Raw genomic sequence first — 22,044 nt, forward strand, 5'->3', positions numbered from 1 at the left:
TCCCATGGACCGCTACCAGCGCATCGTGGTGGGAACCGACGGGTCGGAGGCCGCGCAACTGGCGGTCACCGTCGCCGGTGAGGTCGCGCTCCGGCTCGGAGTCCCGATCACCGCGCTGACCGTCTGGAAGGAAAAGGCGCGCAAGTCCGCCCTCGATCCCGAATCGGCCGTGCGGATCAGCGCCGCCGCCGTCGCCGCGCTCGTCGAGGCGGGTCTGTCGCAGGTGACGGCCCTCGACATGCCGGGGACACCGAGCGCGGCGCTGCTCGAAGTCGGTGCGCAGGACCCGGGCACGCTGCTGGTGATCGGGGCGCGTGGGCTCGGCCGCTCCAAGGACCGGCTCACCAGCTCCACCGCCAACCACGTCTCCCACCACAGCCCCACCGACGTCTTGTTCACCCACAAGGTGCCCAAACGCTGGACCACCGTCGGCCTGGCCACCGACGGCTCACCCAGTTCGATGCTCGCGGTGCGCCGCGGCTACGACCTGGCCCTGGAACTCGGTGCGCGCCCGTTCCTGGTTACCGCGACGAAAACCGACGCCGACGGCGCGGAAACCCTGGCCCAGGTGCACGCGGCCCTGAACCTCGACGATCCCGAACTGCTCGGCCACGACGTGCTCACCGGCGTGCCGCCCGCCGAAGCGCTGTGCAACGCCGCCTGGAAATACGACCTCGTGGTGATCGGCAACCGGGGGATGAGTGGACCCGCGCGGTTGCTCGGATCGGTGGCCAACAAGGTCACCCACGACATCGACACCAACCTGCTGCTGGTCGCCACCACCCATGGGTCCGACGATCCCGACCCGGAGCCGGACCCGCCGCGTTAGCCTGGAATACGTACCTGCGCAGGGTCGAACCAACGCCGGGTCCGGACATGATCGCAGGTTTGCTCCGATATTGCGGGTAAGTGCCGAACTTGCCCGGAACCTCCCGATCTGTCCCCTAAGATGGCCGAAACGCGCGATGTTCGGAACACGACGGAGTGGACGCCGGATGAATGCTGAGATCGAGGCGGCGGGCTTCTTCGGCCTGCTGAACTGGGAAGAGATGACCGGACTCAGCAAGTTCTGGGTCGACATGATCAGCATTCCGATCTTCAGCGCCATCGCGGGTCTGATCACCAACTGGACCGGCGTCATCATGCTGTTCGCGCCGGTGCGATTCACCGGCTTCTATGTGCCGGGCCTCAAAACGCTGTTCCCGTTGCTGCCGCGCAAAGTTCAGATCCTGCCGACGTTCGCGCCGGGCGGCATTCTCGGCTTCCAGGGGTTCATCCCGGCGCGCGCGGAGAAGATGGCCAGCCTGATGGTCGACAACGCCGTCGCCAAGATCGGCACGGCCAAGGACTTCTTCGACCAGATGGATCCGCGCAAGATCTCCGCCCAGGTCGCGCACGTGGCGTTACCGAATGTGCGCTCGATGGTCGATTCGATCATGACCACCGAACACCCGCAGCTGTGGGCGGACATGCCGCCGCGCGCGCGTGAGGCGATCTACGCGCGGGTCGAAGCCGAACTGCCCGCGATCACCGACCGTGCTTTCGACTTCATCGGCGCCAATATCGACCAGCTGCTCGATGTGAAGCTGATGGTCGTCGGATATCTGCGGCGCCGCCCGGAATTGCTCAAGGACGTGATCTATGGACTCGGTGCTCCCGAACTGCGGTTCATGACGCGCAGTGGGGTGCTGGGTTTCCCCTTCGGTGTGGTCGTTGCGCTGTGGTTGTCGCTGCTGCACTACAGCTCCCCGCACGGTGACACACCCGCGATGATCGAGCTGCCCGGCTGGTTGCACACCCTGGTGCATCTGTTCCCCGCGTGGCTGGTCGTCGTGCTGGGCGGCGCGGTGGTGGGTGTGCTGGTCAACATCATCGCGATCAAAGTGGTGTTCGAGCCCGCGACGCCGCAGCCGAGATACAAATACCCATGGGGTGTCGCGAAATTCGCCAAACGCCAGTACCAAGCGGCGGCCGATCTGGGGCACGCGATCGGGTATCAGATCGTCACCCTCGACGTGGTCACCGAGCAACTGCTCGACGGGCCGAGCGGAGACAAGACCCGCGCGGTGATCGCCCACTTCCTGCAGCTCGAGATCGACCGCATCCTGGGCCCGCTGCGGTCGGTGACCCGATTGGCTGTCGGCCCACGGCATTTCGACGCCATCCAGGCCACCGCGGGCGCGAGCCTGGCCACCGAGATGAAGCCCTGGTTGGTCGAGGACGTGGAGTTCTCCCAGTCGACAGCGGCCAGCGTCGACGAGCTCGCCACCGAGAAACTGCGCGAACTACCGCCCGAGGAATTCGTCGAAATGCTGTACACCGCCATCGAACAGGACGCCTGGCTGCTGTATCTGCACGGCGGCATCCTCGGCGCCCTCGTCGGCGGCGTGCACCTACTGGTCTTCGGAGCGTGAACATGAACGACGACCGCGATTCCGGCATCCCCACCGACCTGGCGGGTCTGGCCCGCATCGCCGGGCTCACGATGCGGCAATTCGTCGGTGCCGTCACCAAGGGCGCTGTGCACACGGCCACCGAACTGGTCGACGACATCCGGGCGGGCGAACCGATGTCGCGCATCATCGACGAACGCGTCGATGTGCTGCGGCGGGCGGCGCTGAGCGCGCTCGGCTTGGCGCCCACCGCTTCCGGTGCCCTGCGCGCCATCGATTCCGATGTCGACGCCGAAGATCTCAAGACCATCGGCGACGCCATGATCAACGAGGGCTGGGACTCGGCGCAGCAGCCCCGCGACGTGCACCCCTCGTTCGTGCCGATCCTGCACGATCTGACTCCCGACGAGGCAAGGATCCTGCGGTTCCTCGCCGTCGCCGGACCACAGCCCGCCATCGACATCCGTACCAAGACGCCCTTCGGGATCGGGTCCCAACGCCTCGCCGACGGGATCAGCATGATCGCCAATATGGCCGGCTGCGCCATGCCCGAACGCGACCATCACTACCTGGGCAACCTCAACCGGCTCGGGCTGGTCCGGTTCTCGAGCGAACCGGTCGCCGACTTCCGCCGCTACGCCTTCCTCGAGGCCCAGCCCGCCGCCCAGGCCGCCTACAAGTCGGTGAAGATGCGGGCGATCAGTCAGTACCGCAGCATCTTCCTGTCGGTCTTCGGGAAACAGTTCTGCGACGCCTGTTTCGTCCTCGACGGGTATACCGGCGGTGGCTGGGCCACCGACGACCGCGGCGATGTGTACCTGGGCAAGGGCCCGCGGCTGCCGTGATCAGTTCTTGCCGCGCAAGGCGGTGAGCACTCCCTCGAACATCACCGACTTGATGGCCGTCATCGTCGGCTGATCCTTGCCGCCCAGTGGGGCGACCGAGGCGAGGGCGGCGTCGAGGACCTCGGCGGCGGTGGTGTCGACCAGGTCGAAGGCGGCGGCCGCGGTGCCGTCGAAGCGGCGTGCGGTGGTCATGGCCGCGATCGCCGTCTTCGGGGGCACTTTCGCCTGGATCAGGGCGGCCATCCCGTTGGTGAACGGGATCCGCAGCTCGGCCTCGGGAAAACAGAAGAATCCGTGATCGGGGCGCATCACGCGGTAGTCGTGGGCCAGCGCCAGCATCGCGCCCGCCCCGAACGCGTCTCCGTCGATCGCGGCGGCCGTGGGCATCGGCAGGGTGAGCACCCGGGCGAGCAGGGTGTGCACGGCAGCCACGTAGCCGGCGGCCTGGTCCCCGTTGGCGGCCAACCACTCCAGGTCGAGGCCGTGGGAGTAGACCGGGCCGGTCGCGGTCGTCACCATGGCCTGCGCCCCGGTGGTGACGACGGTGTCGAGGTGGGTGTTCATCTCGGTGAGGAAGTCGGGGGAGAAGCGGTTCTCGCCGTCGCCGAGGTCGAGGACGGCGACGGTGCCGTGACGGCGCAGGGTGGGCATGCGGTTCCTTTCGGTGCGTAACCAGATGTGCGCCAGCACTTCCCGGCATGCGCCGGGGCGGTGCCTACCGTTCACCCGCAAACGACGGTTCCGCGAAGGCGGCGGAACCTGTTCGGGCAACAGGGTTTCGATGGCGTCGAGCACGGTCCGCGGGGCCGTGAAACAGGGGCCCCTACTGAACAATACTTTACAGAGCTATTGCTCCGTTATTCCATCCGGGACCTCCCTTAGCGGCATGGAGCACCGATTATGTTCCAGCCCTTGGCATTTCGGGAGATGCGACGGCGTTCGGGCCACAGAATAGATTTCGTTACGGTGCTCTGGGCCCTCGATACGATGGGGTACTGTTCGCATTCTTCGGCCCTGCCCGCACGAACAGAACGGCATCGCGATGTCCCGAGTGGTTACCAAGGAGCAGTACTTCGACACCGCTGTGGCGGTGCTCGCCGAGTTCGGCTTCAAAGGTCTCAACATCGGCGTGCTCTGCCGTCGTCTCGGGGTCACCAGCGGCTCGTTCTACCACCACTTCGGCTCCTGGCAGGGCTTCGTCGACGCGCTGCTCGAACACTGGGAGAACCGGCAGATGGTCGAGCTACGCGCCCTCGACGTCGGTCACGGCGACCCCGACGCCGACGTACGCGCCATGTCCGAACTCACCGGCGGCCTCGAACACGGCGCCGAAGCGGCCCTGCGCGCCTGGGCCGCCAACGACGAATCGGTCCACGTCACCGTCAAACGGATCGACGAATCACGCAGGCGCACCGTGCACCGGGTGATCGACAGCGTCATCGGCGACGACGACACCGCGGCCGTGGTCACCGAAGTCGGCATGGCCATGCTCATCGGCTACCAGCAGCTCGCCGCCACCGGCGAACCGACCGAACTCGACCGCCTCCTGTCGCAGTACGCGCGCCTGATCTACTCCCACCGCCGCTAACCGAGCAGTTCGTCGAGATAGCACCAGCGCCACTGCTCGCCCGGTTCGACGCTGCGCATCACCGGGTGCGCGGTGGCATGGAAGTGTGCTGTCGCGTGGTTGCCCACCGAGGACTCACAGCAGCCGATGTGCCCACACTCCAGGCACATCCGCAGATGCACCCACCGCATGCCGGCGTCCAGGCACGCACGGCACACCGGTTCGCCCACAGGCGGCGCGGTGTCGGGTGCCTGTTCCAGATGCGCGCAGCCGGCGGTGGCGTTGCCGAGGGGTTCGGTCGAGGTGTCGTCGTCGTCCTCGTCGAACCGGTCGATCATCGACTCCTCGAGATCGAGGCGGGCCAGCACATGCTGGAGCACTTCGTAATCCACCGCACCCACGTCTCGCACGGCGAGCACGGCGTCGCGTTCGGCGGCCAGCATCGCCAGCCGTAGCCGCCGGTACTCCGCGGTCGGTGTCACCCATTCGGCCTCCGGACGACCGAGCCGCTCCCACGCGGCATTGCTGCGCCAGGTGAGGCGTTGGCGCAGCGATTCGATCACCGGTTCCGGGGTGTGCGGGCCGATCCGGCGGTCCAGTTCGGCGAGCCCGGCCACCGAAGCCTGGTGCAGCAGATCGGCTTTGGTGAGCGCGTCCTCGGCGCGGCTGGGGCCACGCAACCGCAGCAACCGCACCAGCCACGGCAACGAGGTGCCCTGCACCAGCAGCGTGCCACCGACCACCACCAGCGCCAGCAATTCGAGCACCGGCAGCTGCGGCGTCGAATCCGGCAGCAACAGCACCGCGGCCAACGTCACCACCCCGCGCATCCCCGCCCACGACACCACCGCCGCATGACTCAGCGGTTCGGTCTCACGCCCGAACAGCCGGGCGGCCAGCACCGGGGTGAACACCCACACCGGACGCGCCAGCATCACCGCCGCCAGCACCGCCACCGCCGCGATCACCAACGTGGTGTGGTCGAGGCCGGAATGCCAGGCGCCCTCCACGATCCAGCGCACCTGCAACCCGATCACGAGGAACACCGCGCTCTCCAGAATGAACTGCACCGTGCGCCAATTGGTTGTCTCGGCGACCCGTGAGGCCGCACCCTGCCAGCGGTGCGCGCCGTGGCCGAGGATCATCCCGCACGTCACCACCGCGATCACCCCGGAGGCGTGCACGTGCTCGGCGGGCAGGTACGCCACGAACGGGGCGAGCAGCGACACCGTGGTATCGAGCACCGGGTCCTGGATCCGCCTGCGCAACACCACCAGCACCGAGGCGACCAGCGCACCGATCACCGCGCCACCGACCGAGGCGAGCAGGAAGTCGCCACCGATCTGCCACACCGTCACCGCACCGGCCATCGCCGCGATCGCCCCACGCAACGACACCAGCGCCGTCGCGTCGTTGAACAGCGACTCGTCCTCGAGCACCGTCACGATGCTGCGTGGCATCCCGGTACGGCGCGCGATCGCGGTGGCCGCCACGGCATCCGGGGGAGCCACCACCGCACCGAGCGCGACCGCCGCCGCGAACGGCACCGGCAACAACCACCACACCACCAGCGCGACAGCGAACGTGGAGAACAACACCAACCCCACCGACAGCGACGCGATCGTGCGCAGATTCCGCCGGAAATCGACCAGCGAAGTCTTCAGCGCCGCCGTGTACAGCAGCGGCGGCAGCAGACCGAGCAGCACCATTTCCGGTTCCAGATGCACCTGCGGAACCATCGGGACATACGAGGCGAGCACACCCGCCACCGTCAGCACGAGCGGTTCGGACACCCCGAAACGCCGCGCGGTCGCGGCAAGAGCCGCCGCGGACCCGATGAGCACCACCAAACCGATCGCGATATCCACCCCGGCATTGTTCCACCCCCGCTACCGCGCGGTGCCCGCCCAACCGCGCCGCGCCACCACCGACCACAGGTACACCCCGAGACTGGCCCCGACCCCCAACGCCACACACACCGCCCCCGCCTGCACGAAATACTCGACCCCCGACACCTGATACACCGACAGCATCAAGCCCTGGCACACGATCAGACCGGGCAGCAACGCGCCGGTGATACCGACCAGGGCCAGCGCCGACATCGGCAACCGCAACCGGTCCGCACACGCCGCCGCGAGGAAACCGAGCACCACCGCGGCGATCGGTCCCGCCCATCCCGAGGGCATGTTTCCCAGATGGATCAGCGTCTGGTTCACCGACGCGGTCACCAGACCCGCCACCGCGGCGGGCAGCAGCAGATCCTTGCCACCGCCACACCGAACAGTTTCGGCACCCCGCCGGCGCCGAAGCCCCGACCGGTCACGTTCACCACCAACTGGATGACCGCGGCCGCCGCCGCCGCGAGCATCCCGCCACCGATCTGCACACAGATGCAGAACGCCAGCAACATCCCACCCGCCTGCGCCCACCACCACGGAAAAACCGGCGGACCGGAATCGGCGTCGGTCAACCGGCGGCACCCGGTTTCCGGGTCGAGCCGTTCGGTCACCGTCGCTCGCGCCACCGCTTTGACGCGACGCATCCGGTCGCAGTCGAAGCTGTCCAGGCCGGCGGACTCACCCACCCGGGAGACCAGATGCCCCTGCCCGTCCTCGCACTGCACGATGAGCACCCGGCCCATCCCCGTCACCGTCAGCCGCGACACGCCCCACGCCGCAGCGCACGCCCGCACCATGTCCTCGGCGGCCGCGGTGGCGTACCCGCACCCGAGCGCGTCGGTTCCCAGCCTGGTCAGGAACTCGAGGGCCGCATCGAGGTGGGCAGCGCCGGTGCGGCCGGTGTCCTGGTTCGGCATAGCGACAATCTAGGGGCGGGGCGACCGCCTTCCACGCCGACACGCACGGGGCTCAGCCGTCCCGCTCACTCACGGTCAGGTGGTCGACGGAACCCCACACCCGCAACGCCAACCGGTCGCCCTCGCGCCGCCACTGCGACACCGAGGCGTTGGGCACCGGTTCCAGCGAATCCGGGACGGGCGCGCCGAGGCCGTCGAGGATGTAGCGCAACGACACGACCACCGCGTCGTGGGTGACCAGCAGGACCTGTTCCCCGGCGGCGACGGCGTCGAGTTCGTCGAGGAAACCGCGCACCCGCACCGCCACGTCGGCCAGCGACTCACCGCCGGGTGGGCGGTACACCCAGTTGCCGACCTGCTCGCGACGCGATGCCTCCTCGGGGGCGCGTCGACGGATCGACCGATAGGGGTGCAGTTCGAACACACCCATCTCCCGGTCGCGCAGCCGTTCGTCGACGAGGGTGCGGATCGGGGGGAAGCGGCGTTCGCGCACGGCCGAGTCGGCCATCAACGCCCACGTCAGCCGCGTGCGTAGGTAGGGGGAACACACCACGAGGCCCGGGCGCTGCGAGCTCGACAACCCGGCCAGCCACCCACCCAACCGCTGACACTGGGTGCGGCCGTATTCGGTGAGGTCCATTCCGGCGTCGGTGCCGCGCATCGGCCGGGTCTGTGTAGCGGGATCGGCGTACCAGACATTGGCTGCGCTCTGGGCATGGCGGACCGCCCACAGTCCGCCGAGTGCCCGTGGCCGTGGCAGACCGTCGGGCACCTGCACCCACCCCCTGTCGCCGCGCTCGACCGCCATCCTGTTCCTCCCCGTTCCGCCGGAATAGCGGCAATGTCGCTCGCGTTGCACCGAACGAACTTGTACGCCTGTCCAGAATTTTCCGCCGGGCCGGCGCACCCATCCGCGATGTGGCGCAGGAGGCCCGCTTGACCACAAGAGTAGAGATCTGGACCGACATCAACTGCCCGTTCTGCTACCTGGGCAAAGCTCGCTTCGAGCAGGCCCTGCACAGCTTCGAGCACCGGGACGACGTCGAAGTCGTGCACCGTTCCTTCGAACTCGACCCCACCCTTCCCGCCGACGAGAGCGGTCCGGTGATCCCACGCATCGCCGCCAAATACGGCATCACCGTCGACCAGGCCGCCGCCAACGAACGCGCCATCGCCGCGCAGGCCGCCGAGCTCGGCCTGCCCTACCAGAGCAGCGGCCGCGACTACGGCAGCAGCTTCGACATGCACCGGCTCCTGCATTTCGCCCTCGAACAGGGCCGCCAGGAGGCACTGCTCGACGCCCTGTACGCGGGCAACTTCGCCGAAACCGAACCGGTCTTCGCCGACACCGAACGCCTCGTCGACCTCGCCGTGCGCGCCGGCCTCGACGAAACCGAGGTCCGTGCCGTCCTGGCCGACACCACCGCCTACGCCGACGCCGTCCGCGAGGACGAACGCACCGCCGCCCAGCTCGGCGTCACCGGTGTCCCGTTCTTCGTGTTCGACAACAAGTACGCCGTGTCGGGCGCCCAGCCCACCGAGGTGTTCACCCAGGCGCTCACCACCGCCTACAACGACCGTCCGGCACCGCTGGTCACCGTTGCCGAGGGCGAGTCCTGCGGGCCGGACGGCTGCGCGGTCTAACTCGCGCCGATGTCGATGACGACCTTGATATCGGAGTGATCGCCCGGATCGAACGCCTCGAGGGCCCGCTCCAACGGCAACCGCCGGGTGATCAACCGGCCCAGCCACGCCGGGTCCGCCTTGGCCAGGGCCTGGGCCGCCAGCTCGTAGTGGTGGCGGTTGGCGTTGACCGACCCGAACACGACCGCGTTGTCGAGCACCATATTGCGGTTGACCGCGCCGACATCGACCTCGGTGTCCTTGCCGGGGGAGGAGACACCGGTCAAGCAGATGATCACGCCCGGATTGTTCAGCTGGAGCAACTGCTGGGCGATCGCGGTGGCCGCCGTCGCCTCGATCACGATGTCCGCGTTGATCTTCTCACCGATGTCGAGCGCCGAACCGGTGTGGAACGTGGCGCCGAGGTCTTCGACCAACTTCGGTTTGGGGCCCTCGGTGGAGCGGTCGAGCACGTGCACGTCCAGGCCGCGCTGCACACCGAGCATCGCGGCGAGCAGACCGATCGGGCCCGCACCGGTGACCAGCACCGACTTCGGTTCGAACCAGGCCCTGGTGTTGATCTTCTCGATCTGGTCCCACGCCTTGGCCAGCACCGTCGTCGGTTCCATCAGCACACCCACCTCGGTGAGCGCGGGGTCCAGCTTCACCGTGTAGTCGGCGTCCACCACCCACGACGTCGACCCGTACCCGTCGATCTGCTTGATCCCACGCTCGACGTACTCGCCGTTGCGGCACATGTCGAACTCACCGTGCGCACACGCACCGCACGGCACCGGATCGGGCCTGCGCACGATCCCGACGACGAGGTCACCGGGGGCGAAGCCGCTGCCGTCGGGCGCGGTGCGCACCCGTCCCAGCGATTCGTGCCCGAGGACGAGGCGTTCACGTCCCGGCGGTGCCCACCCGTAGATGCCCGAGGCGATCTCGCGGTCGGTACCGCAGATGCCGAGCGAAATCCCGTCCACGAGAAGCTCGTTGGGGCCGGGCACCGGATCCGGGACATCGTCTATCCGCAACGATCCGGGCTGGTTCGGCACTACGGTCAAAGCGCGCATGTCGTTTCCCTTCCGACGAACTTCCCTGGCTATCCATTCGCGAACCTGGTGAAACACGCACTACCTGGGACAACGGTACGGGACACGCGAGCCGAGGCGAAGAACCGTTCAGGTCGCGAATTGTTTGCAATCCGGGTCGCCGCCCCCGTCGGCTACCGTGGAACCGCTCACCCCGACCGACCATGCCCACCGGAGGCGTCTTGCGCACCATTGTCCAGGTTCTGTGCCTGCTCGTCGCGCTCGTCTGCCTCGCCCCACCGGCCCAGGCCACACCGCCGGTCGTGCTCGACGACGCCACCGCCCGCAAGGTCGACGAACTGCTCGACACCCGCACCCGCGCGGGCACCACCGACCGCGCCGTGCAGATCGAACGGATCTCCGCGCGCCTGCTCGGCACCCCCTACGGGGCGAACATGCTGATCGGGTCCGCGAACACCCCCGAGCAACTCGTCGTCGACCTGCGCCGCGTCGACTGCTTCACCTTCCTCGACTACGTCGACGCCGCATCACGCTCGAGCACCGCCGAGCAGTTCTTCGACAACCTGATCGCCGCCCGCTACGTCGACAGCCGGGTCGAATTCACCCAGCGCAAACACTTCTTCACCGACTGGGCGGGCACACCACGGATCTCGGCCACCGACATCACCGCCGACCTGAGCCCGGCCGCGGTCACCACCACCAAACACCTGAACGCCAAAGCCGACGGCACCACCTTCCTGCCCGGCATCCCCGTCGTCGACCGGGCCGTCACCCACATCCCGTCCGGCGCCGTCGACGGGGGAGTGGTCGCCGGACTGCGCACCGGTGACTTCATCGGCGCCTACACCCCGACCGCGGGCCTGGACGTCACCCATGTCGGCATCCTCGTCCACACCACCGACGGCCCCGTGTTCCGCAACGCCTCCTCGCTGGCCGAGCACAACCAGGTCGTCGACACCCCGCTGCTCGAGTTCGTGCGCACCGTCCCCGGAATCCTGGTCCTGCGCCCGCGCTAGACACCCTTGACTTCAGGTCGACCTGAACACCGACAGTGGTGCCATGACCACCTTCGGACACCGCCAGAGCCTGGACTACGACCGCCGCGCCACCCGCCTGCTCACCGGCCTCTACCGCCGCATCAGCACCGACGTCGACGCCCTGGCGACCGCCGGCGCCACCGTTGTCGACCTCGGCACCGGCCCCGGAAAACTCCTGGCGCACATCGCGACCCGGCGCCCCGACCTCACGCTGCACGGCCTCGACCTGTCCCCGCACATGATCGACATCGCCCGCCGCAACCTCGCCGGTCACCGGGCGGATCTCACCGTCGGCGACGTCACCGACCTGCCCTACCCCGACGCGAGCGTACCCCTGATCGTGTCCAGCCTCAGCATGCACGAATGGCCCGACCTGCCCGCCGCGTTCCGCGAGATCCGTCGCGTCCTGCGCCCCGGCGCGACCGCCGTCCTCTACGACTTCCGCTTCGCCCGTGCCCGCGAGATCCGCCACGCCGCGGGCGACATCGAACTCGAGAACATCCGCCTGCCATGGCATCCCGTCGCAGTCGTCACCCGCTACCACCTGCACACCATCTAGAGTTCGACCATGGCGACCATCGGTGAGGTCGCGGCCCGCTTCGGACTCGCGACCCACGTACTGCGGCACTGGGAAGACCAAGGCCTGCTCACCCCCGAACGTGACTCGGCGGGCAGGCGCATCTACCGCGACACCGACATCGCCACGGTCGCCATGGTCGTCCTCGGCAAGAAGGCCGGACTCTCCCTCGACGACCTGGCCACCCTGTTCACCCACAACCCCGACCGCGCCACCCGCCGCCGCGTCCTGGAAACACAACGCGCACGGCTCACCGAACAACTCGACCGCACCCGCAGCGCCCTCGACGCGGTCACCCACGTCCTCGACTGCGACGCCGAGGACTTCCGCACCTGCCCACACTTCCGCGCACACCTGGCAACCGTGCTGGACGCCCCATAGCCCGCACGTGCGACGATCGTTTCCATGACCGGTCCACGCCCCCAGCAACTGAGCGACCTCGCCCGGCTGCGCCGCGTGCGCGACCGCATCGACCGCGAATACGCCAAACCCCTCGACGTGGAAGCCCTGGCCCGGGGCGTGCACATGTCCGCCGGGCACCTGAGCCGCCAATTCCGCCTCGCCTACGGCGAATCGCCCTACTCGTACCTGATGACCCGGCGCATCGAACGGGCCATGGCGTTGCTGAGACTGGGCCAGATGAGTGTCACCGAGGTGTGCTTCGCCGTCGGCTCCTCCTCCCTCGGCACCTTCAGCACGCGATTCACCGAACTCGTCGGTGTCCCACCGAGCGTGTACCGCCAGCAGTACGCACCGACCGAGGGCATCCCGTCGTGCGTGGCCAAGGCGGTGACCAGACCGATCAGGAATCGAGAAGCAACCGGTTCCGGCGACCGTTAGCGTCGATCCCATGAACATCACCATTCACCAGAGCTACCTGCCCCAGGACGACCCCGACGCCGCGCTGGCCTTCTACCGCGACGCCCTCGGCTTCGAGGTCCGCAACGACGTCGGCTACAACGGCATGCGCTGGATCACCGTCGGACCGAAGGGCCAGCCCGACACCTCGATCGTGCTGCACCCACCGGCCGCCGACCCCGGCATCACCGACGAGGAGAAGCGCGTCATCACCGAAATGATGGCCAAGGGCACCTACGCGGCCGTCAACCTCGCCACCGACGACCTCGACGGCCTGTTCGAGAAACTGCAGGCAGACGACGTGGAAGTGGTGCAGGAACCCACCGACCACCCCTACGGCATCCGTGACTGCGCCTTCCGCGACCCGGCGGGCAACATGATTCGCATCCAGCAGACGAAATAGTCGGACCCGACCGCTAGATTCGGTGGACGCCGAACGACCGAGGAGACCCATGAGCAAGACCGCAGCGCCTGCGCCGGCCGACAGCCACGACCTGATCCGGGTCACCGGTGCCCGGGTGAACAACCTGCGCGATGTCAGCGTCGAAATCCCCAAGCGCCGACTGACCGTGTTCACCGGCGTCTCCGGCTCCGGGAAGAGCTCTTTGGTCTTCGGCACCATCGCCGCCGAATCCCAGCGTCTCATCAACGAGACCTACAGCGCGTTCGTCCAGGGCTTCATGCCCACCCAGGCCCGCCCCGACGTCGACGTCCTCGACGGACTCACCACCGCCATCCTCGTCGACCAGTCGCGTCTGGGTGCCGACCCGCGCTCCACGGTCGGCACCGTCACCGACGCCAATGCCATGCTGCGCATCCTGTTCAGCCGCCTCGGCGACCCGCACATCGGTTCCTCGCAGGCGTTCTCGTTCAACGTGGCCTCGATCAGCGGTTCCGGTGCCGTCGCGGTGGAGAAGAACGGGGTCACCGTCAAGGAGCGCCGCAGCTTCAACATCACCGGCGGCATGTGCCCCACCTGCGAGGGCAAGGGCAAGGTCAACGACATCGACCTCACCCAGCTCTACGACGAGAACAAATCCCTCGACGAAGGCCCGTTCACCATCCCCGGCTACAGCATGGACGGCTGGATGGGCCGCATCTACAAGGGCAGCGGCTTCTTCGACCCCGCCAAGCCGATCAAGAAGTACACCAAGAAGCAGCTCGCCGACCTGCTGTACAAGGAGCCGACCAAGATCAAGGTCGACGGCATCAACCTCACCTACGAGGGTCTGATCCCCAAGATCCGCAAGTCGATGCTGTCCAAGGACGTCGAATCACTGCAGCCGCACGTCCGCGCCTTCGTCGAGCGCGCCGTCACCTTCGGCACCTGTCCCGACTGCGACGGCACCCGCCTCTCGGCCGAAGCCCGCTCGTCGAAGATCAAGGGCAAGAGCATCGCCGACGCCTGCGCCATGCAGATCACCGACCTCGCCGAATGGGTCAAGACCATCGACGACCCGTCCGTGGCGCCGCTGCTGGAATCACTGCGCGGCACCCTCGACTCGTTCGTCGAGATCGGCCTCGGCTACCTGTCGCTGTCGCGCCCGTCGGGCACCCTGTCCGGTGGTGAGGCGCAGCGCGTCAAGATGATCCGCCACCTCGGGTCCTCGCTCACCGACGTCACCTACGTCTTCGACGAACCGACCGCCGGCCTGCACCCGCACGACATCCAGCGCATGAACGACCTGCTGCTTCGCCTGCGCGACAAGGGCAACACGGTGCTCGTCGTCGAACACAAGCCCGAGACGATCGTCATCGCCGACCACATCGTCGACCTCGGTCCCGCCGCGGGCTCCAAGGGCGGAACGATCTGCTTCGAGGGCACCGTCGACGGGTTGCGCACCAGCGACACCGTCACCGGCCGCCACTTCGACGATCGGGCCAAGGTCAAGGACACGGTGCGAAAGCCGAACGGCGCTTTGCAGATCCGTGGCGCCACCGCCAACAACCTGCGCAAGGTCGACGTCGACATCCCGCTCGGTGTGCTCGTCGCCGTCACCGGTGTGGCCGGGTCGGGCAAGAGCTCGCTCGTGCACGGCTCCATCCCCGTCGACGAAGGTGTCATCTCCATCGACCAGGCCCCCATCAAGGGTTCGCGCCGCAGCAATCCCGCCACCTACACCGGCCTGCTCGACCACATCCGTAAGGCCTTCGCCAAGGCCACCGGCGCCAAACCCGCCCTGTTCAGCGCCAATTCCGAAGGGGCGTGCCCGAACTGCAACGGCGCGGGCGTCGTCTACACCGACCTGGCCATGATGGCCGGAGTGTCGACGGTCTGCGAGGTATGCGAGGGCAAGCGGTTCATGGCCGAAGTCCTCGAATACACCTTCGCGGGCAAGAACATCAGCGACGTGCTGTCGATGCCCGTCGACGAAGCACGCGAGTTCTTCGGCGAAGGGGAGGCACGCACCCCGGCCGCGCACAAGATCCTCACCCACCTCACCGAGGTCGGCCTCGGCTACCTCACCATCGGTCAGCCGCTGACCACCCTGTCCGGCGGTGAACGCCAGCGCCTCAAGCTGGCCACCCACATGTCCGACAAGGGCGGGGTCTACATCCTCGACGAACCGACGACCGGTCTGCACCTGGCCGACGTCGAACAGCTGCTCGGGCTGCTCGATCGTCTCGTCGACTCCGGCAAGTCCGTCATCGTCGTCGAACACCACCAAGCTGTGATGGCCCACGCGGACTGGATCATCGACCTCGGCCCCGGTGCGGGTCACGACGGCGGTCAGATCGTCTTCGAGGGAACGCCGGCCGATCTCGTCGCCGCCCGTTCCACTCTCACCGGTGAGCACCTCGCCGAATACGTCGGAGCATGAAAAAGTCCCTCCCCCTTCGGCTTTCGTCATGGGGGAGGGCCTTCAGGGTCTGCCTAGTCGCGTTCGGGCGCGGCGACCTTGTTCAGTTCGATCTGGTAGTACAGAATCCCCAGCCCGAGAACAAGATTCAGCAGGAATCCGATCGTCGGGCTGCACGACGGCTCGAGCCCGGCGCTCTCCTGGGTGGCCCTGATTCGATTGCCGGTCCGCCAGTAGCTGACGATGAAGCCGATCCCGGTCCAGGACAGGAACAGCATCACCAGCAGCGGGCCCGTGACGGGCGCCTCCGGGTCGCGCCGCTGCTCGGCCATCTCCTTGTGGATCTTGTAGTACCAGACGAAGAAGTAGATCCCGAACGTGATGATCGGGAAGACCAGCCACACCAATACCGGGTTGCGACGCTGCACCGGTGATGGGGCGAGGGCTGTAGTCATGTGGGTGACACCTATCTGAATGCGAATGGAATGTCACAGCAGGGCTTTTCGGCGCCACCGCAACCGTGCAACGTACTGCACATCACGCACTCGCGCCACTCGAGGAGCGGGGAAGCAGCCCGAGCGTCAGGTGGCTGACGAGGTCGTCGAGAAGCAGCTCGGCGTCGTAGTCGGCGGTGTAGCCGGAACCGACGAAGGTCGCGAGCCCTTGGAGCGCCGCCAGCGCGGTGACCCCGATGCGTTTCGGATCGCCGGGGACGATCTCGCCCGCGGCCTGGCCTTCGGCGATGAGTGCGATGGGGACGGCGAAAGCTCGCTCGGCCGCGTCCTGGATCTCGGTCTCGGTCGAACTGTGCCTGCGCGCGAACATCAGCGGCAACAGCTCCGGGTTGTCGACGGCGAAACGCAGGTAGGTGTGGGCCATGGTTCGCAGTCGCGTCGTGATCGGGCCCTCGGTCGCGACCTCTTCGAAACAGGCGCCGAGTCGTCGCAGACCGGTGACCGCCAGGGCGTCGAGCAAGGCCTGCTTGTCGCGGAAATGCCTGCTGGGCGCCGCGTGGCTGACGCCGGTGTCACGGGCGAGCTGACGCAACGACAGCCCGTCGGCGCCGACCGTACGCAGCGCCGCCTCGGCATGCTGCAGCAGGGCGGCGCGGAGGTCGCCGTGGTGGTAGCGCGAATGCAAAGACATGGTGCCAGCAGGATATCCGACATCCCTCGGAATGTTTGCATTGACTACTTTGTAGTCGGTGACTACATTTGCGCATGCCATGACTGACAACACCGCGCCGACGCGCCGACCGCGCAGCATGCCGATCCGTGACTGGTTAGCGCCGATCACGCTGGTCACCGTGCTGGCCGCGCTCCTGGGAACCATGTACCTCGGCTACACCGCCGACCCCGAGAAACACCTGCACGACTTCCCGATCGCCCTGGTCAACCAGGACGTCGGCGACACCCTCGCGGGCAGACCCACCAACCTCGGCGCGCAGATCTCCACCGCGCTGGGGGAGCAGGTCCCGGCCGAGAAGATCGACCTGCGCACCGTCGGCATCAACGAGGCACACCGGCAACTGCGCAACGGTGAGGTGTACGGCGCCATCATCATTCCCGGCGACTTCACCAAACGCGTCGCCATCCTCGGCGCCGCCTCCGTCGTCACCGGCGACGTCGAACAGCCGATGATCTCCGTACTCACCAACCCCCGCGCGGGCACCCTTGCCGCCCAGATCATGCAGACCATCGCCGACAAGGCGATGACCGAGGTCAACACCACCGTCGGCACCCAGCTCGCCGACCAGGTCCGCGCGGCGATCGGCAGCACACCGCTCAGCGGTGCCGCCCAGTTGCAACTCGCCGAGCCCATCGACGTCGTCGTCAGCGCCTACCACCCACTGCCCGAAGGCACCGGCCAAGGCCTCGCCGCCTTCTTCTACACCCTGGTCCTGCTGATCGTCGGCTTCAGCGGCGCCATGATGATCAACTCTCTCGTCGACGGGTCCCTCGGATTCGTCCCCGCCGAATACGGGCCGTGGCACAAGCCGACCACCCCCGCCCGCATCAGCCGCTGGCGCACCCTGCTCATCAAATGGGCCATCGCCGTCATCAGTGCGCCACTCGCCTCCGCCGCGTTCCTCGCCGTCGGCGCCCTGCTCGACATGAGCATCGAACGCCCGCTCATGCTGTTCCTCTACGGCACCCTTGCCATCATCGCCATCGCGGTCACCGGCCTGTCGGTGATGGCCGCCTTCGGCACCGCGGGCCTGATGATCAACCTCATCGTCTTCGTCGTCCTCGGCATCCCGTCGTCCTCGGGCACCATCCCGCTCGAAGCGACACCGCGCTGGATCGCCGACCTGGCTTCGTTCGAACCGATGCACCAGATCTACCTCGCCGTGCGCGCCATCATGTTCTTCGACGGAAACCTCGAGGCAGGCCTGAGCCGCGGCCTCTGGATGACCATCGCAGGCCTGACCATCGGGTTGGTCCTCGGTTTCGCGGCCACCCACGCCTATGATCTGCGTGGCCTGCACCGCCTCGGCCTCGATCACCGCCAGGAACCGGCAACCGTGGAAGGGCACTGATGCGAGAGTTCGAAACCCCGGCGTCGTACGTGATTCCGGACAACGCCAACAACTCCGACAGCGTGTTCCGGTACGGCGAAGAATCGCCCGACACGGTGCTGTTCAGCGTCGCGGGCGCCGACATCACGGCCGCCCAATTCGCGAAAACGGTGACCGCCGTGGCCAAAGGCCTCATCGCCACCGGTATCGAACCTGGCGACCGGGTCGCCATCATGGCGCCGACCCGCTACGAATGGGTGGTGCTCGACCACGCCATCTGGGCGGTCGGCGGCTGCACGGTGGCCATCTACGACAGCTCCGCCGCCGAACAGGCCAAATGGATCCTGCAGGACTCCGGCACCGGGCTGCTGATCGTCGACAGCGACAAGCACCGCCGCGTCGTCGACGAGATCGCCGCCGACGCACTGCCCGACCTGCGTGAGATCCTGCAGATCGACAAGGACGTCGTCGCCGAACTCACCGCCCGCGGCGCCGACCTCGACGACCAGGCCGTCCACACCCGGCGCGCCGGTGTCGGCGCGGACTCGCCCGCGACCCTGATCTACACCTCCGGCACCACCGGCCGCCCCAAAGGCGTGCTGCTCACCCACGCCAACCTCTACGCCGAATCCAAATCCGACCGGCTCGCGCTGGGAAAGTTCGTCACCGAGGGCAACCGCACCCTGATGTTCCTGCCGTTGGCGCACGTGTTCGCCCGGGCGGTCACACTCGCCGCGCTCGACGCGAAGGTGATCGTTTCCTTCAGCTCCGATTGGGCGACCCTCGTCGACCAATTCGCCGAGTTCCGCCCCGATTTCATCCTCGCCGTGCCGCGCGTGTTCGAGAAGGTGTTCAACGCCGCGAAACAGAAGGCACACGCCGACGGCAAGGGCCGCATTTTCGACCGGGCCACCGAGACCGCCATCGTGTGGAGCGAGACGCTCGACACCGGCGGGCCGGGCTTGCTGCGCAAGCTCGAGCACGCCCTGTTCGACAAGCTCGTGTACGCGCAGTTGCGTCGCGCGCTCGGCGACCGATGCGGTGCGGCAGTCTCCGGCGGCGGCCCACTCGGCGCACGGCTCGGGCATTTCTTCCGTGGTGCGGGCATCCCGGTGTACGAAGGCTACGGGCTCACCGAGACCACGGCTGCCATCACGGTGAACACCCCGCGCAACACCCGCGTCGGCACCGTCGGCCGGCCCATCGAGGGCCATGGCATCAAGATCGCCGACGACGGTGAACTGCTGTTGCGCGGACCCGTGGTCTTCGGCGAGTACTGGGGCAACCCCGACGCCACCGCGGACGCCTTCGTCGACGGCTGGTTCCGTACCGGCGACCTGGGCGCCATCGATGCAGACGGCTTCCTCAGGATCACCGGCCGCAAGAAGGAAATCCTGGTCACGGCAGGTGGAAAGAACGTTTCCCCCGGCCTGATGGAAGACGCCCTGCGTGCCCACCCCGTGGTCGGTCAGGCGATGGTTGTCGGCGACGGCCGGCCCTTCGTCGGCGCCCTCGTCACACTCGACCCCGAAGCCCTTCCAGCTTGGAAGCAGCGCAACAACATCCCTGCCGATACCCCTGTCGAAGACCTTCTCGACAATCCGGCCCTCCGCGCGGACATCGACCAAGCTGTCGCCGACACCAACAAGTTGGTCTCCAAGGCCGAGGGCATCAAGAAGGTCCGGATCCTGCCCACCGACTGGACCGAAGCCACCGGCGAACTGACCCCGAAAATGTCCCTCCGCCGAGCCGAGGTCATGAAGAAGTACGCGTCCGAAGTAGAAGCGCTGTACAGCTGAGTCCTTCCCCCAACCTCCTTATTTCGTCACAGTGACGAAATAAGGAGGTTGGGGAAGTGGAGGGGGAGTGCGCCGGGCAACCACCGATCGGCCTTCTTCGTGCTTGCCCGCAGATCAAGCCCTGGGCGGCGGCATTCATCCTGAATGGTCATGAATGGCCGGAGGCTCGAAATCGACCGAAACGGCTCGGCGCGAGCAATCCGTCTGTACGGGCGATTTCGTGACGACAAGCTGTTCCGGGCGGAGCTGGTCGGCCGCTGAATGGGGTCATGGGCACGCGTTGCCAAGTTGCATACGTTGCCACAAATGTTCTCGAAACCCCTACCGACCGGCCCGGTTGAAACGCCGATAATGCACATTATGTCAACTAAACGGAATGTGGTCACCCCCGGTCCATCGACGAAACCCACGGACGGCTGATCGCAGGTTCACTGACGCCGCTGGGAATCCTGCCGTTCTCGCGCGAAGCTCTCCGCTACCCACCGAGTCAGTGCCTCGACAACGACCTCGGGGCGTTTCAACCACCCGACGTGGCCCGACGGTTCAGCGAAATGGTCGCGCGTTGTCGTGGCGCCCGGGAACTGTCGCAACAGAGCGTCTACCGCGGATTCCGGGGCGAGCTGATCGTTGCCGAACGACACTGCGAGAAGCGGGAAGTCGCGGTTCGGCATTTCAGGTGGGGTCTTGGACCATGAACCGGTTCGGGCCATGCGTGCCCAGTCCCCTATGAGCTGCGCCGACTGGAGACCGAAACCGAATCTGCGGCCGTCGAAAACGCCCTGTACGCGGGCCATTGCGGCAAAGACGGTTGGCAAGACCAGCGGTACCGGACGGGCTCGCCCGGTAAAGGCGCGCCAGTGGGGTGTGCCGGCGGCGACGAGTGCGAGCCCGTCGAACTCCCCCGGCGATATCGACTCCAGGGCGACGCTCAATTGCCCGCCGAGGCTGTGGCCGACCAGGAGCAACGGGCCGGTCTCTCGTTCGCGAATCCATGCGATGGCCTCGGCGACGTCGCCTGTGACGAGGTCGGCGTACCCGAACCGCACACCTCGGGAAAGGGCCAGGTTGCTCTCGCCCTGCCCTCGGTAGTCCAGCGTGAGCACGTGGAATCCCTGTGCTTGCGCGGTTTCGGCGAAGCGCTGGTAGTGGCGTGCGATCACACCCAGTGCGGGCAGGACCAGCAGGGACGGCGCACCGGCGACGCCCGGGAACCAGTGCGCGACAGCACCACTGGGCAACTCTGACGTGTTCATCGCCCCGTCCCCCGGATCTTGCGGCGCAGCCGAGCCGGTGCGCGCCGCGCGATCTCGGCGACTCCAGTGGTGCGCTTCGGCCGCCCAACCAACTCCCCCGCGCAGTTCGGGCACACCCCGTGATCCGCCGCGCAGGCCGGACAGTAGGTGCACTCGTAGCTGCAGATGAATGCTTCGGCGTCGTCGCGCAACGGCGCCGGACATGTCTCGCAGGTGGATTTCATCTTCAGCATCGCGGCCACTCCCTCGTTTTCACATACAAATTGTATGTCACTTACAATTTGTATGTCACTGGATGGGAGAAGGCAAGATGGCAACGGTTCGCGAGGAGAACGCCGCACGCACACGGGCGAGGTTGATCGACGTCGGCACCGCGCTGTTCGCCGAGCACGGCTTCGCCGAGGTGACGACCGCGCGAGTGTGCGAGGCCGCAGGCGTCACCCGGGGCGCGCTGTATCACCACTTCGGCAGCATGATCGGGCTGATGGAGGCCTGTTTCGCCGCGGTCGATCACGGCGTTGTCGCCACCTTGTCCGAGCATGCACGCACCGGGCTTCCGGTTGAGCGTGTGCGCGCGGTCAGCCACGCATTCGTCGATCAGCTGGCCGACGCGACCGTTCGTCAGATCCTGTTCGTGGAAGCGCCCGCCGCCCTCGGCTGGGCCCGTTGGCGCGAAATCGACGGCGGACGCTCCCTCGGTCTGGTGAAAGACCTACTCGTCGCGGCCCACGAAGAGGGCGGACTACTCCCCCGGCACAACCCGAAAGTGCTGGCGCACTTGCTGTTGGGCGGTCTCAACGAGCTCGCGATGTTCGTTGCCGCGTCACGCTCGCGCGATAAGGCGCTGGCCGCCGCACACACCGAGCTGAGCGCGGTGCTCGACGGCATGTTCACGTGACCGCG

Annotated in this window: 24 protein-coding genes; 14 read left to right on the forward strand and 10 right to left on the reverse strand. The window is 67.3% G+C overall.

The genetic code is table 11. The annotated features are described in order from the left end of the window. Positions 1-4 precede the first annotated feature (4 nt). The 3 genes from ACWEVR_RS10365 (at position 5) to ACWEVR_RS10375 (ending at position 3,238) form a co-directional block, all read left to right on the forward strand. Entirely contained in the window at positions 5-829 is an 825-nt protein-coding gene (locus ACWEVR_RS10365) for a universal stress protein (RefSeq protein ID WP_067638380.1), read from the forward strand. A 166-nt stretch (positions 830-995) separates the two neighbouring features. After that, on the forward strand, positions 996-2,414 hold the full coding sequence (locus ACWEVR_RS10370) for a hypothetical protein (RefSeq protein ID WP_452466666.1): 1,419 nt from the start codon (positions 996-998) through the stop codon (positions 2,412-2,414). 2 nt (positions 2,415-2,416) lie between these two features. Beyond that, positions 2,417-3,238 carry an Abi-alpha family protein gene (locus ACWEVR_RS10375; protein WP_452466667.1) on the forward strand — a complete coding sequence of 274 codons (822 nt, stop codon included), beginning with the start codon at positions 2,417-2,419 and terminating at the stop codon, positions 3,236-3,238. Here ACWEVR_RS10375 and ACWEVR_RS10380 read toward each other — a convergent pair whose 3' ends face one another. After that, positions 3,239-3,889, reverse strand: a complete 651-nt coding sequence (locus ACWEVR_RS10380; protein WP_452466668.1) for an enoyl-CoA hydratase/isomerase family protein — start codon at positions 3,887-3,889, stop codon at positions 3,239-3,241. 391 nt (positions 3,890-4,280) lie between these two features. On the opposite strand from ACWEVR_RS10380, the gene ACWEVR_RS10385 reads away from it, so the two are divergent. Further along, entirely contained in the window at positions 4,281-4,826 is a 546-nt protein-coding gene (locus ACWEVR_RS10385) for a TetR/AcrR family transcriptional regulator (protein WP_067490032.1), read from the forward strand. On the opposite strand, the gene ACWEVR_RS10390 is transcribed toward ACWEVR_RS10385, so the two are convergent. Genes ACWEVR_RS10390 through ACWEVR_RS10405 form a run of 4 tightly spaced genes read right to left on the reverse strand, consistent with a single transcriptional unit; the run spans position 4,823 to position 8,428 of the window. Then, the gene (locus ACWEVR_RS10390) at positions 4,823-6,673 is read right to left on the reverse strand and encodes a Na+/H+ antiporter (protein ID WP_452466669.1); all 1,851 of its coding nucleotides are present in this window, start codon (positions 6,671-6,673) and stop codon (positions 4,823-4,825) included. The genes ACWEVR_RS10385 and ACWEVR_RS10390 overlap by 4 nt on opposite strands. Before the next feature lie 21 nt (positions 6,674-6,694). Next, entirely contained in the window at positions 6,695-7,033 is a 339-nt protein-coding gene (locus ACWEVR_RS10395) for a hypothetical protein (protein WP_452466670.1), read from the reverse strand. Then, positions 7,030-7,620: a threonine/serine exporter family protein gene (locus ACWEVR_RS10400; RefSeq protein ID WP_452466671.1), complete on the reverse strand. Its 591-nt coding sequence runs from the start codon at positions 7,618-7,620 to the stop codon at positions 7,030-7,032. The genes ACWEVR_RS10395 and ACWEVR_RS10400 overlap by 4 nt, the downstream gene beginning before the upstream one ends. 52 nt (positions 7,621-7,672) lie before the next feature. After that, a complete protein-coding gene (locus ACWEVR_RS10405) occupies positions 7,673-8,428 on the reverse strand; it encodes a histidine phosphatase family protein (protein WP_452466672.1) in 756 nt (251 codons plus the stop codon). 128 nt (positions 8,429-8,556) lie between these two features. Here ACWEVR_RS10405 and ACWEVR_RS10410 point away from each other — a divergent pair, with 128 nt between their 5' ends. Next, positions 8,557-9,264: a DsbA family oxidoreductase gene (locus tag ACWEVR_RS10410; protein WP_452466673.1), complete on the forward strand. Its 708-nt coding sequence runs from the start codon at positions 8,557-8,559 to the stop codon at positions 9,262-9,264. Here the strand turns inward: ACWEVR_RS10410 and ACWEVR_RS10415 are convergent. Continuing rightward, positions 9,261-10,319 carry a glucose 1-dehydrogenase gene (locus tag ACWEVR_RS10415; RefSeq protein WP_452466674.1) on the reverse strand — a complete coding sequence of 353 codons (1,059 nt, stop codon included), beginning with the start codon at positions 10,317-10,319 and terminating at the stop codon, positions 9,261-9,263. The two genes, ACWEVR_RS10410 and ACWEVR_RS10415, sit on opposite strands and share 4 nt — an antisense overlap. Positions 10,320-10,501: 182 nt before the next feature. On the opposite strand from ACWEVR_RS10415, the gene ACWEVR_RS10420 reads away from it, so the two are divergent. From ACWEVR_RS10420 to ACWEVR_RS10445, 6 genes are read left to right on the forward strand one after another with little or no spacing between them, the layout of a single operon-like run. Beyond that, on the forward strand, positions 10,502-11,314 hold the full coding sequence (locus ACWEVR_RS10420; RefSeq protein WP_452466675.1) for an N-acetylmuramoyl-L-alanine amidase-like domain-containing protein: 813 nt from the start codon (positions 10,502-10,504) through the stop codon (positions 11,312-11,314). A gap of 43 nt (positions 11,315-11,357) precedes the next feature. Next, on the forward strand, positions 11,358-11,894 hold the full coding sequence (locus tag ACWEVR_RS10425; protein ID WP_452466676.1) for a class I SAM-dependent methyltransferase: 537 nt from the start codon (positions 11,358-11,360) through the stop codon (positions 11,892-11,894). Between the two features lie 9 nt (positions 11,895-11,903). Then, the gene (locus tag ACWEVR_RS10430; protein ID WP_452466677.1) at positions 11,904-12,293 is read left to right on the forward strand and encodes a MerR family transcriptional regulator; all 390 of its coding nucleotides are present in this window, start codon (positions 11,904-11,906) and stop codon (positions 12,291-12,293) included. 24 nt (positions 12,294-12,317) lie between these two features. After that, a complete protein-coding gene (locus ACWEVR_RS10435; RefSeq protein WP_357144214.1) occupies positions 12,318-12,752 on the forward strand; it encodes a helix-turn-helix transcriptional regulator in 435 nt (144 codons plus the stop codon). Positions 12,753-12,762: 10 nt separating this feature from the next. Next, the gene (locus ACWEVR_RS10440; RefSeq protein ID WP_357144211.1) at positions 12,763-13,173 is read left to right on the forward strand and encodes a VOC family protein; all 411 of its coding nucleotides are present in this window, start codon (positions 12,763-12,765) and stop codon (positions 13,171-13,173) included. A gap of 49 nt (positions 13,174-13,222) precedes the next feature. Next, positions 13,223-15,592: an ATP-binding cassette domain-containing protein gene (locus tag ACWEVR_RS10445; protein WP_452466678.1), complete on the forward strand. Its 2,370-nt coding sequence runs from the start codon at positions 13,223-13,225 to the stop codon at positions 15,590-15,592. Between the two features lie 53 nt (positions 15,593-15,645). Here the strand turns inward: ACWEVR_RS10445 and ACWEVR_RS10450 are convergent, their stop codons facing one another. Further along, positions 15,646-16,026 carry a DUF4234 domain-containing protein gene (locus ACWEVR_RS10450; RefSeq protein ID WP_452466679.1) on the reverse strand — a complete coding sequence of 127 codons (381 nt, stop codon included), beginning with the start codon at positions 16,024-16,026 and terminating at the stop codon, positions 15,646-15,648. A gap of 82 nt (positions 16,027-16,108) precedes the next feature. After that, entirely contained in the window at positions 16,109-16,717 is a 609-nt protein-coding gene (locus ACWEVR_RS10455; protein WP_452466680.1) for a TetR/AcrR family transcriptional regulator, read from the reverse strand. A gap of 79 nt (positions 16,718-16,796) precedes the next feature. Here ACWEVR_RS10455 and ACWEVR_RS10460 point away from each other — a divergent pair, with 79 nt between their 5' ends. Next, entirely contained in the window at positions 16,797-18,110 is a 1,314-nt protein-coding gene (locus ACWEVR_RS10460; protein ID WP_452466681.1) for a DUF3533 domain-containing protein, read from the forward strand. Beyond that, positions 18,110-19,888, forward strand: coding sequence for an AMP-dependent synthetase/ligase (locus ACWEVR_RS10465; RefSeq protein ID WP_452466682.1), 1,779 nt, complete (start codon positions 18,110-18,112; stop codon positions 19,886-19,888). The genes ACWEVR_RS10460 and ACWEVR_RS10465 overlap by 1 nt, the downstream gene beginning before the upstream one ends. 428 nt (positions 19,889-20,316) lie before the next feature. On the opposite strand, the gene ACWEVR_RS10470 is transcribed toward ACWEVR_RS10465, so the two are convergent. Next, positions 20,317-21,141 carry an alpha/beta hydrolase family protein gene (locus ACWEVR_RS10470; protein ID WP_452466683.1) on the reverse strand — a complete coding sequence of 275 codons (825 nt, stop codon included), beginning with the start codon at positions 21,139-21,141 and terminating at the stop codon, positions 20,317-20,319. After that, positions 21,138-21,374 carry a DUF1272 domain-containing protein gene (locus ACWEVR_RS10475; RefSeq protein WP_452466684.1) on the reverse strand — a complete coding sequence of 79 codons (237 nt, stop codon included), beginning with the start codon at positions 21,372-21,374 and terminating at the stop codon, positions 21,138-21,140. The genes ACWEVR_RS10470 and ACWEVR_RS10475 overlap by 4 nt, the downstream gene beginning before the upstream one ends. 62 nt (positions 21,375-21,436) lie before the next feature. On the opposite strand from ACWEVR_RS10475, the gene ACWEVR_RS10480 reads away from it, so the two are divergent. Further along, positions 21,437-22,039: a TetR/AcrR family transcriptional regulator gene (locus ACWEVR_RS10480; RefSeq protein ID WP_452466685.1), complete on the forward strand. Its 603-nt coding sequence runs from the start codon at positions 21,437-21,439 to the stop codon at positions 22,037-22,039. Positions 22,040-22,044 lie beyond the last annotated feature (5 nt).

It is taken from the genome of Nocardia sp. NPDC003979 (genome assembly GCF_053605015.1).

Excerpts from the sequence above, each read along its gene's own strand:
- ACWEVR_RS10385 (WP_067490032.1), top strand. The coding sequence starts at position 4,281 with ATGTCCCGAGTGGTTACCAAGGAGCAGTACTTCGACACCGCTGTGGCG.
- ACWEVR_RS10380 (WP_452466668.1), bottom strand. The coding sequence starts at position 3,889 with ATGCCCACCCTGCGCCGTCACGGCACCGTCGCCGTCCTCGACCTCGGC.
- ACWEVR_RS10375 (WP_452466667.1), top strand. The coding sequence starts at position 2,417 with ATGAACGACGACCGCGATTCCGGCATCCCCACCGACCTGGCGGGTCTG.
- ACWEVR_RS10475 (WP_452466684.1), bottom strand. The coding sequence starts at position 21,374 with ATGCTGAAGATGAAATCCACCTGCGAGACATGTCCGGCGCCGTTGCGC.
- ACWEVR_RS10400 (WP_452466671.1), bottom strand. The coding sequence starts at position 7,620 with ATGCCGAACCAGGACACCGGCCGCACCGGCGCTGCCCACCTCGATGCG.
- ACWEVR_RS10440 (WP_357144211.1), top strand. The coding sequence starts at position 12,763 with ATGAACATCACCATTCACCAGAGCTACCTGCCCCAGGACGACCCCGAC.
- ACWEVR_RS10465 (WP_452466682.1), top strand. The coding sequence starts at position 18,110 with ATGCGAGAGTTCGAAACCCCGGCGTCGTACGTGATTCCGGACAACGCC.
- ACWEVR_RS10365 (WP_067638380.1), top strand. The coding sequence starts at position 5 with ATGGACCGCTACCAGCGCATCGTGGTGGGAACCGACGGGTCGGAGGCC.
- ACWEVR_RS10430 (WP_452466677.1), top strand. The coding sequence starts at position 11,904 with ATGGCGACCATCGGTGAGGTCGCGGCCCGCTTCGGACTCGCGACCCAC.
- ACWEVR_RS10455 (WP_452466680.1), bottom strand. The coding sequence starts at position 16,717 with ATGTCTTTGCATTCGCGCTACCACCACGGCGACCTCCGCGCCGCCCTG.
- ACWEVR_RS10415 (WP_452466674.1), bottom strand. The coding sequence starts at position 10,319 with ATGCGCGCTTTGACCGTAGTGCCGAACCAGCCCGGATCGTTGCGGATA.
- ACWEVR_RS10445 (WP_452466678.1), top strand. The coding sequence starts at position 13,223 with ATGAGCAAGACCGCAGCGCCTGCGCCGGCCGACAGCCACGACCTGATC.
- ACWEVR_RS10420 (WP_452466675.1), top strand. The coding sequence starts at position 10,502 with ATGCCCACCGGAGGCGTCTTGCGCACCATTGTCCAGGTTCTGTGCCTG.
- ACWEVR_RS10435 (WP_357144214.1), top strand. The coding sequence starts at position 12,318 with ATGACCGGTCCACGCCCCCAGCAACTGAGCGACCTCGCCCGGCTGCGC.
- ACWEVR_RS10460 (WP_452466681.1), top strand. The coding sequence starts at position 16,797 with ATGACTGACAACACCGCGCCGACGCGCCGACCGCGCAGCATGCCGATC.
- ACWEVR_RS10450 (WP_452466679.1), bottom strand. The coding sequence starts at position 16,026 with ATGACTACAGCCCTCGCCCCATCACCGGTGCAGCGTCGCAACCCGGTA.
- ACWEVR_RS10405 (WP_452466672.1), bottom strand. The coding sequence starts at position 8,428 with ATGGCGGTCGAGCGCGGCGACAGGGGGTGGGTGCAGGTGCCCGACGGT.
- ACWEVR_RS10425 (WP_452466676.1), top strand. The coding sequence starts at position 11,358 with ATGACCACCTTCGGACACCGCCAGAGCCTGGACTACGACCGCCGCGCC.
- ACWEVR_RS10370 (WP_452466666.1), top strand. The coding sequence starts at position 996 with ATGAATGCTGAGATCGAGGCGGCGGGCTTCTTCGGCCTGCTGAACTGG.
- ACWEVR_RS10480 (WP_452466685.1), top strand. The coding sequence starts at position 21,437 with ATGGGAGAAGGCAAGATGGCAACGGTTCGCGAGGAGAACGCCGCACGC.
- ACWEVR_RS10470 (WP_452466683.1), bottom strand. The coding sequence starts at position 21,141 with ATGAACACGTCAGAGTTGCCCAGTGGTGCTGTCGCGCACTGGTTCCCG.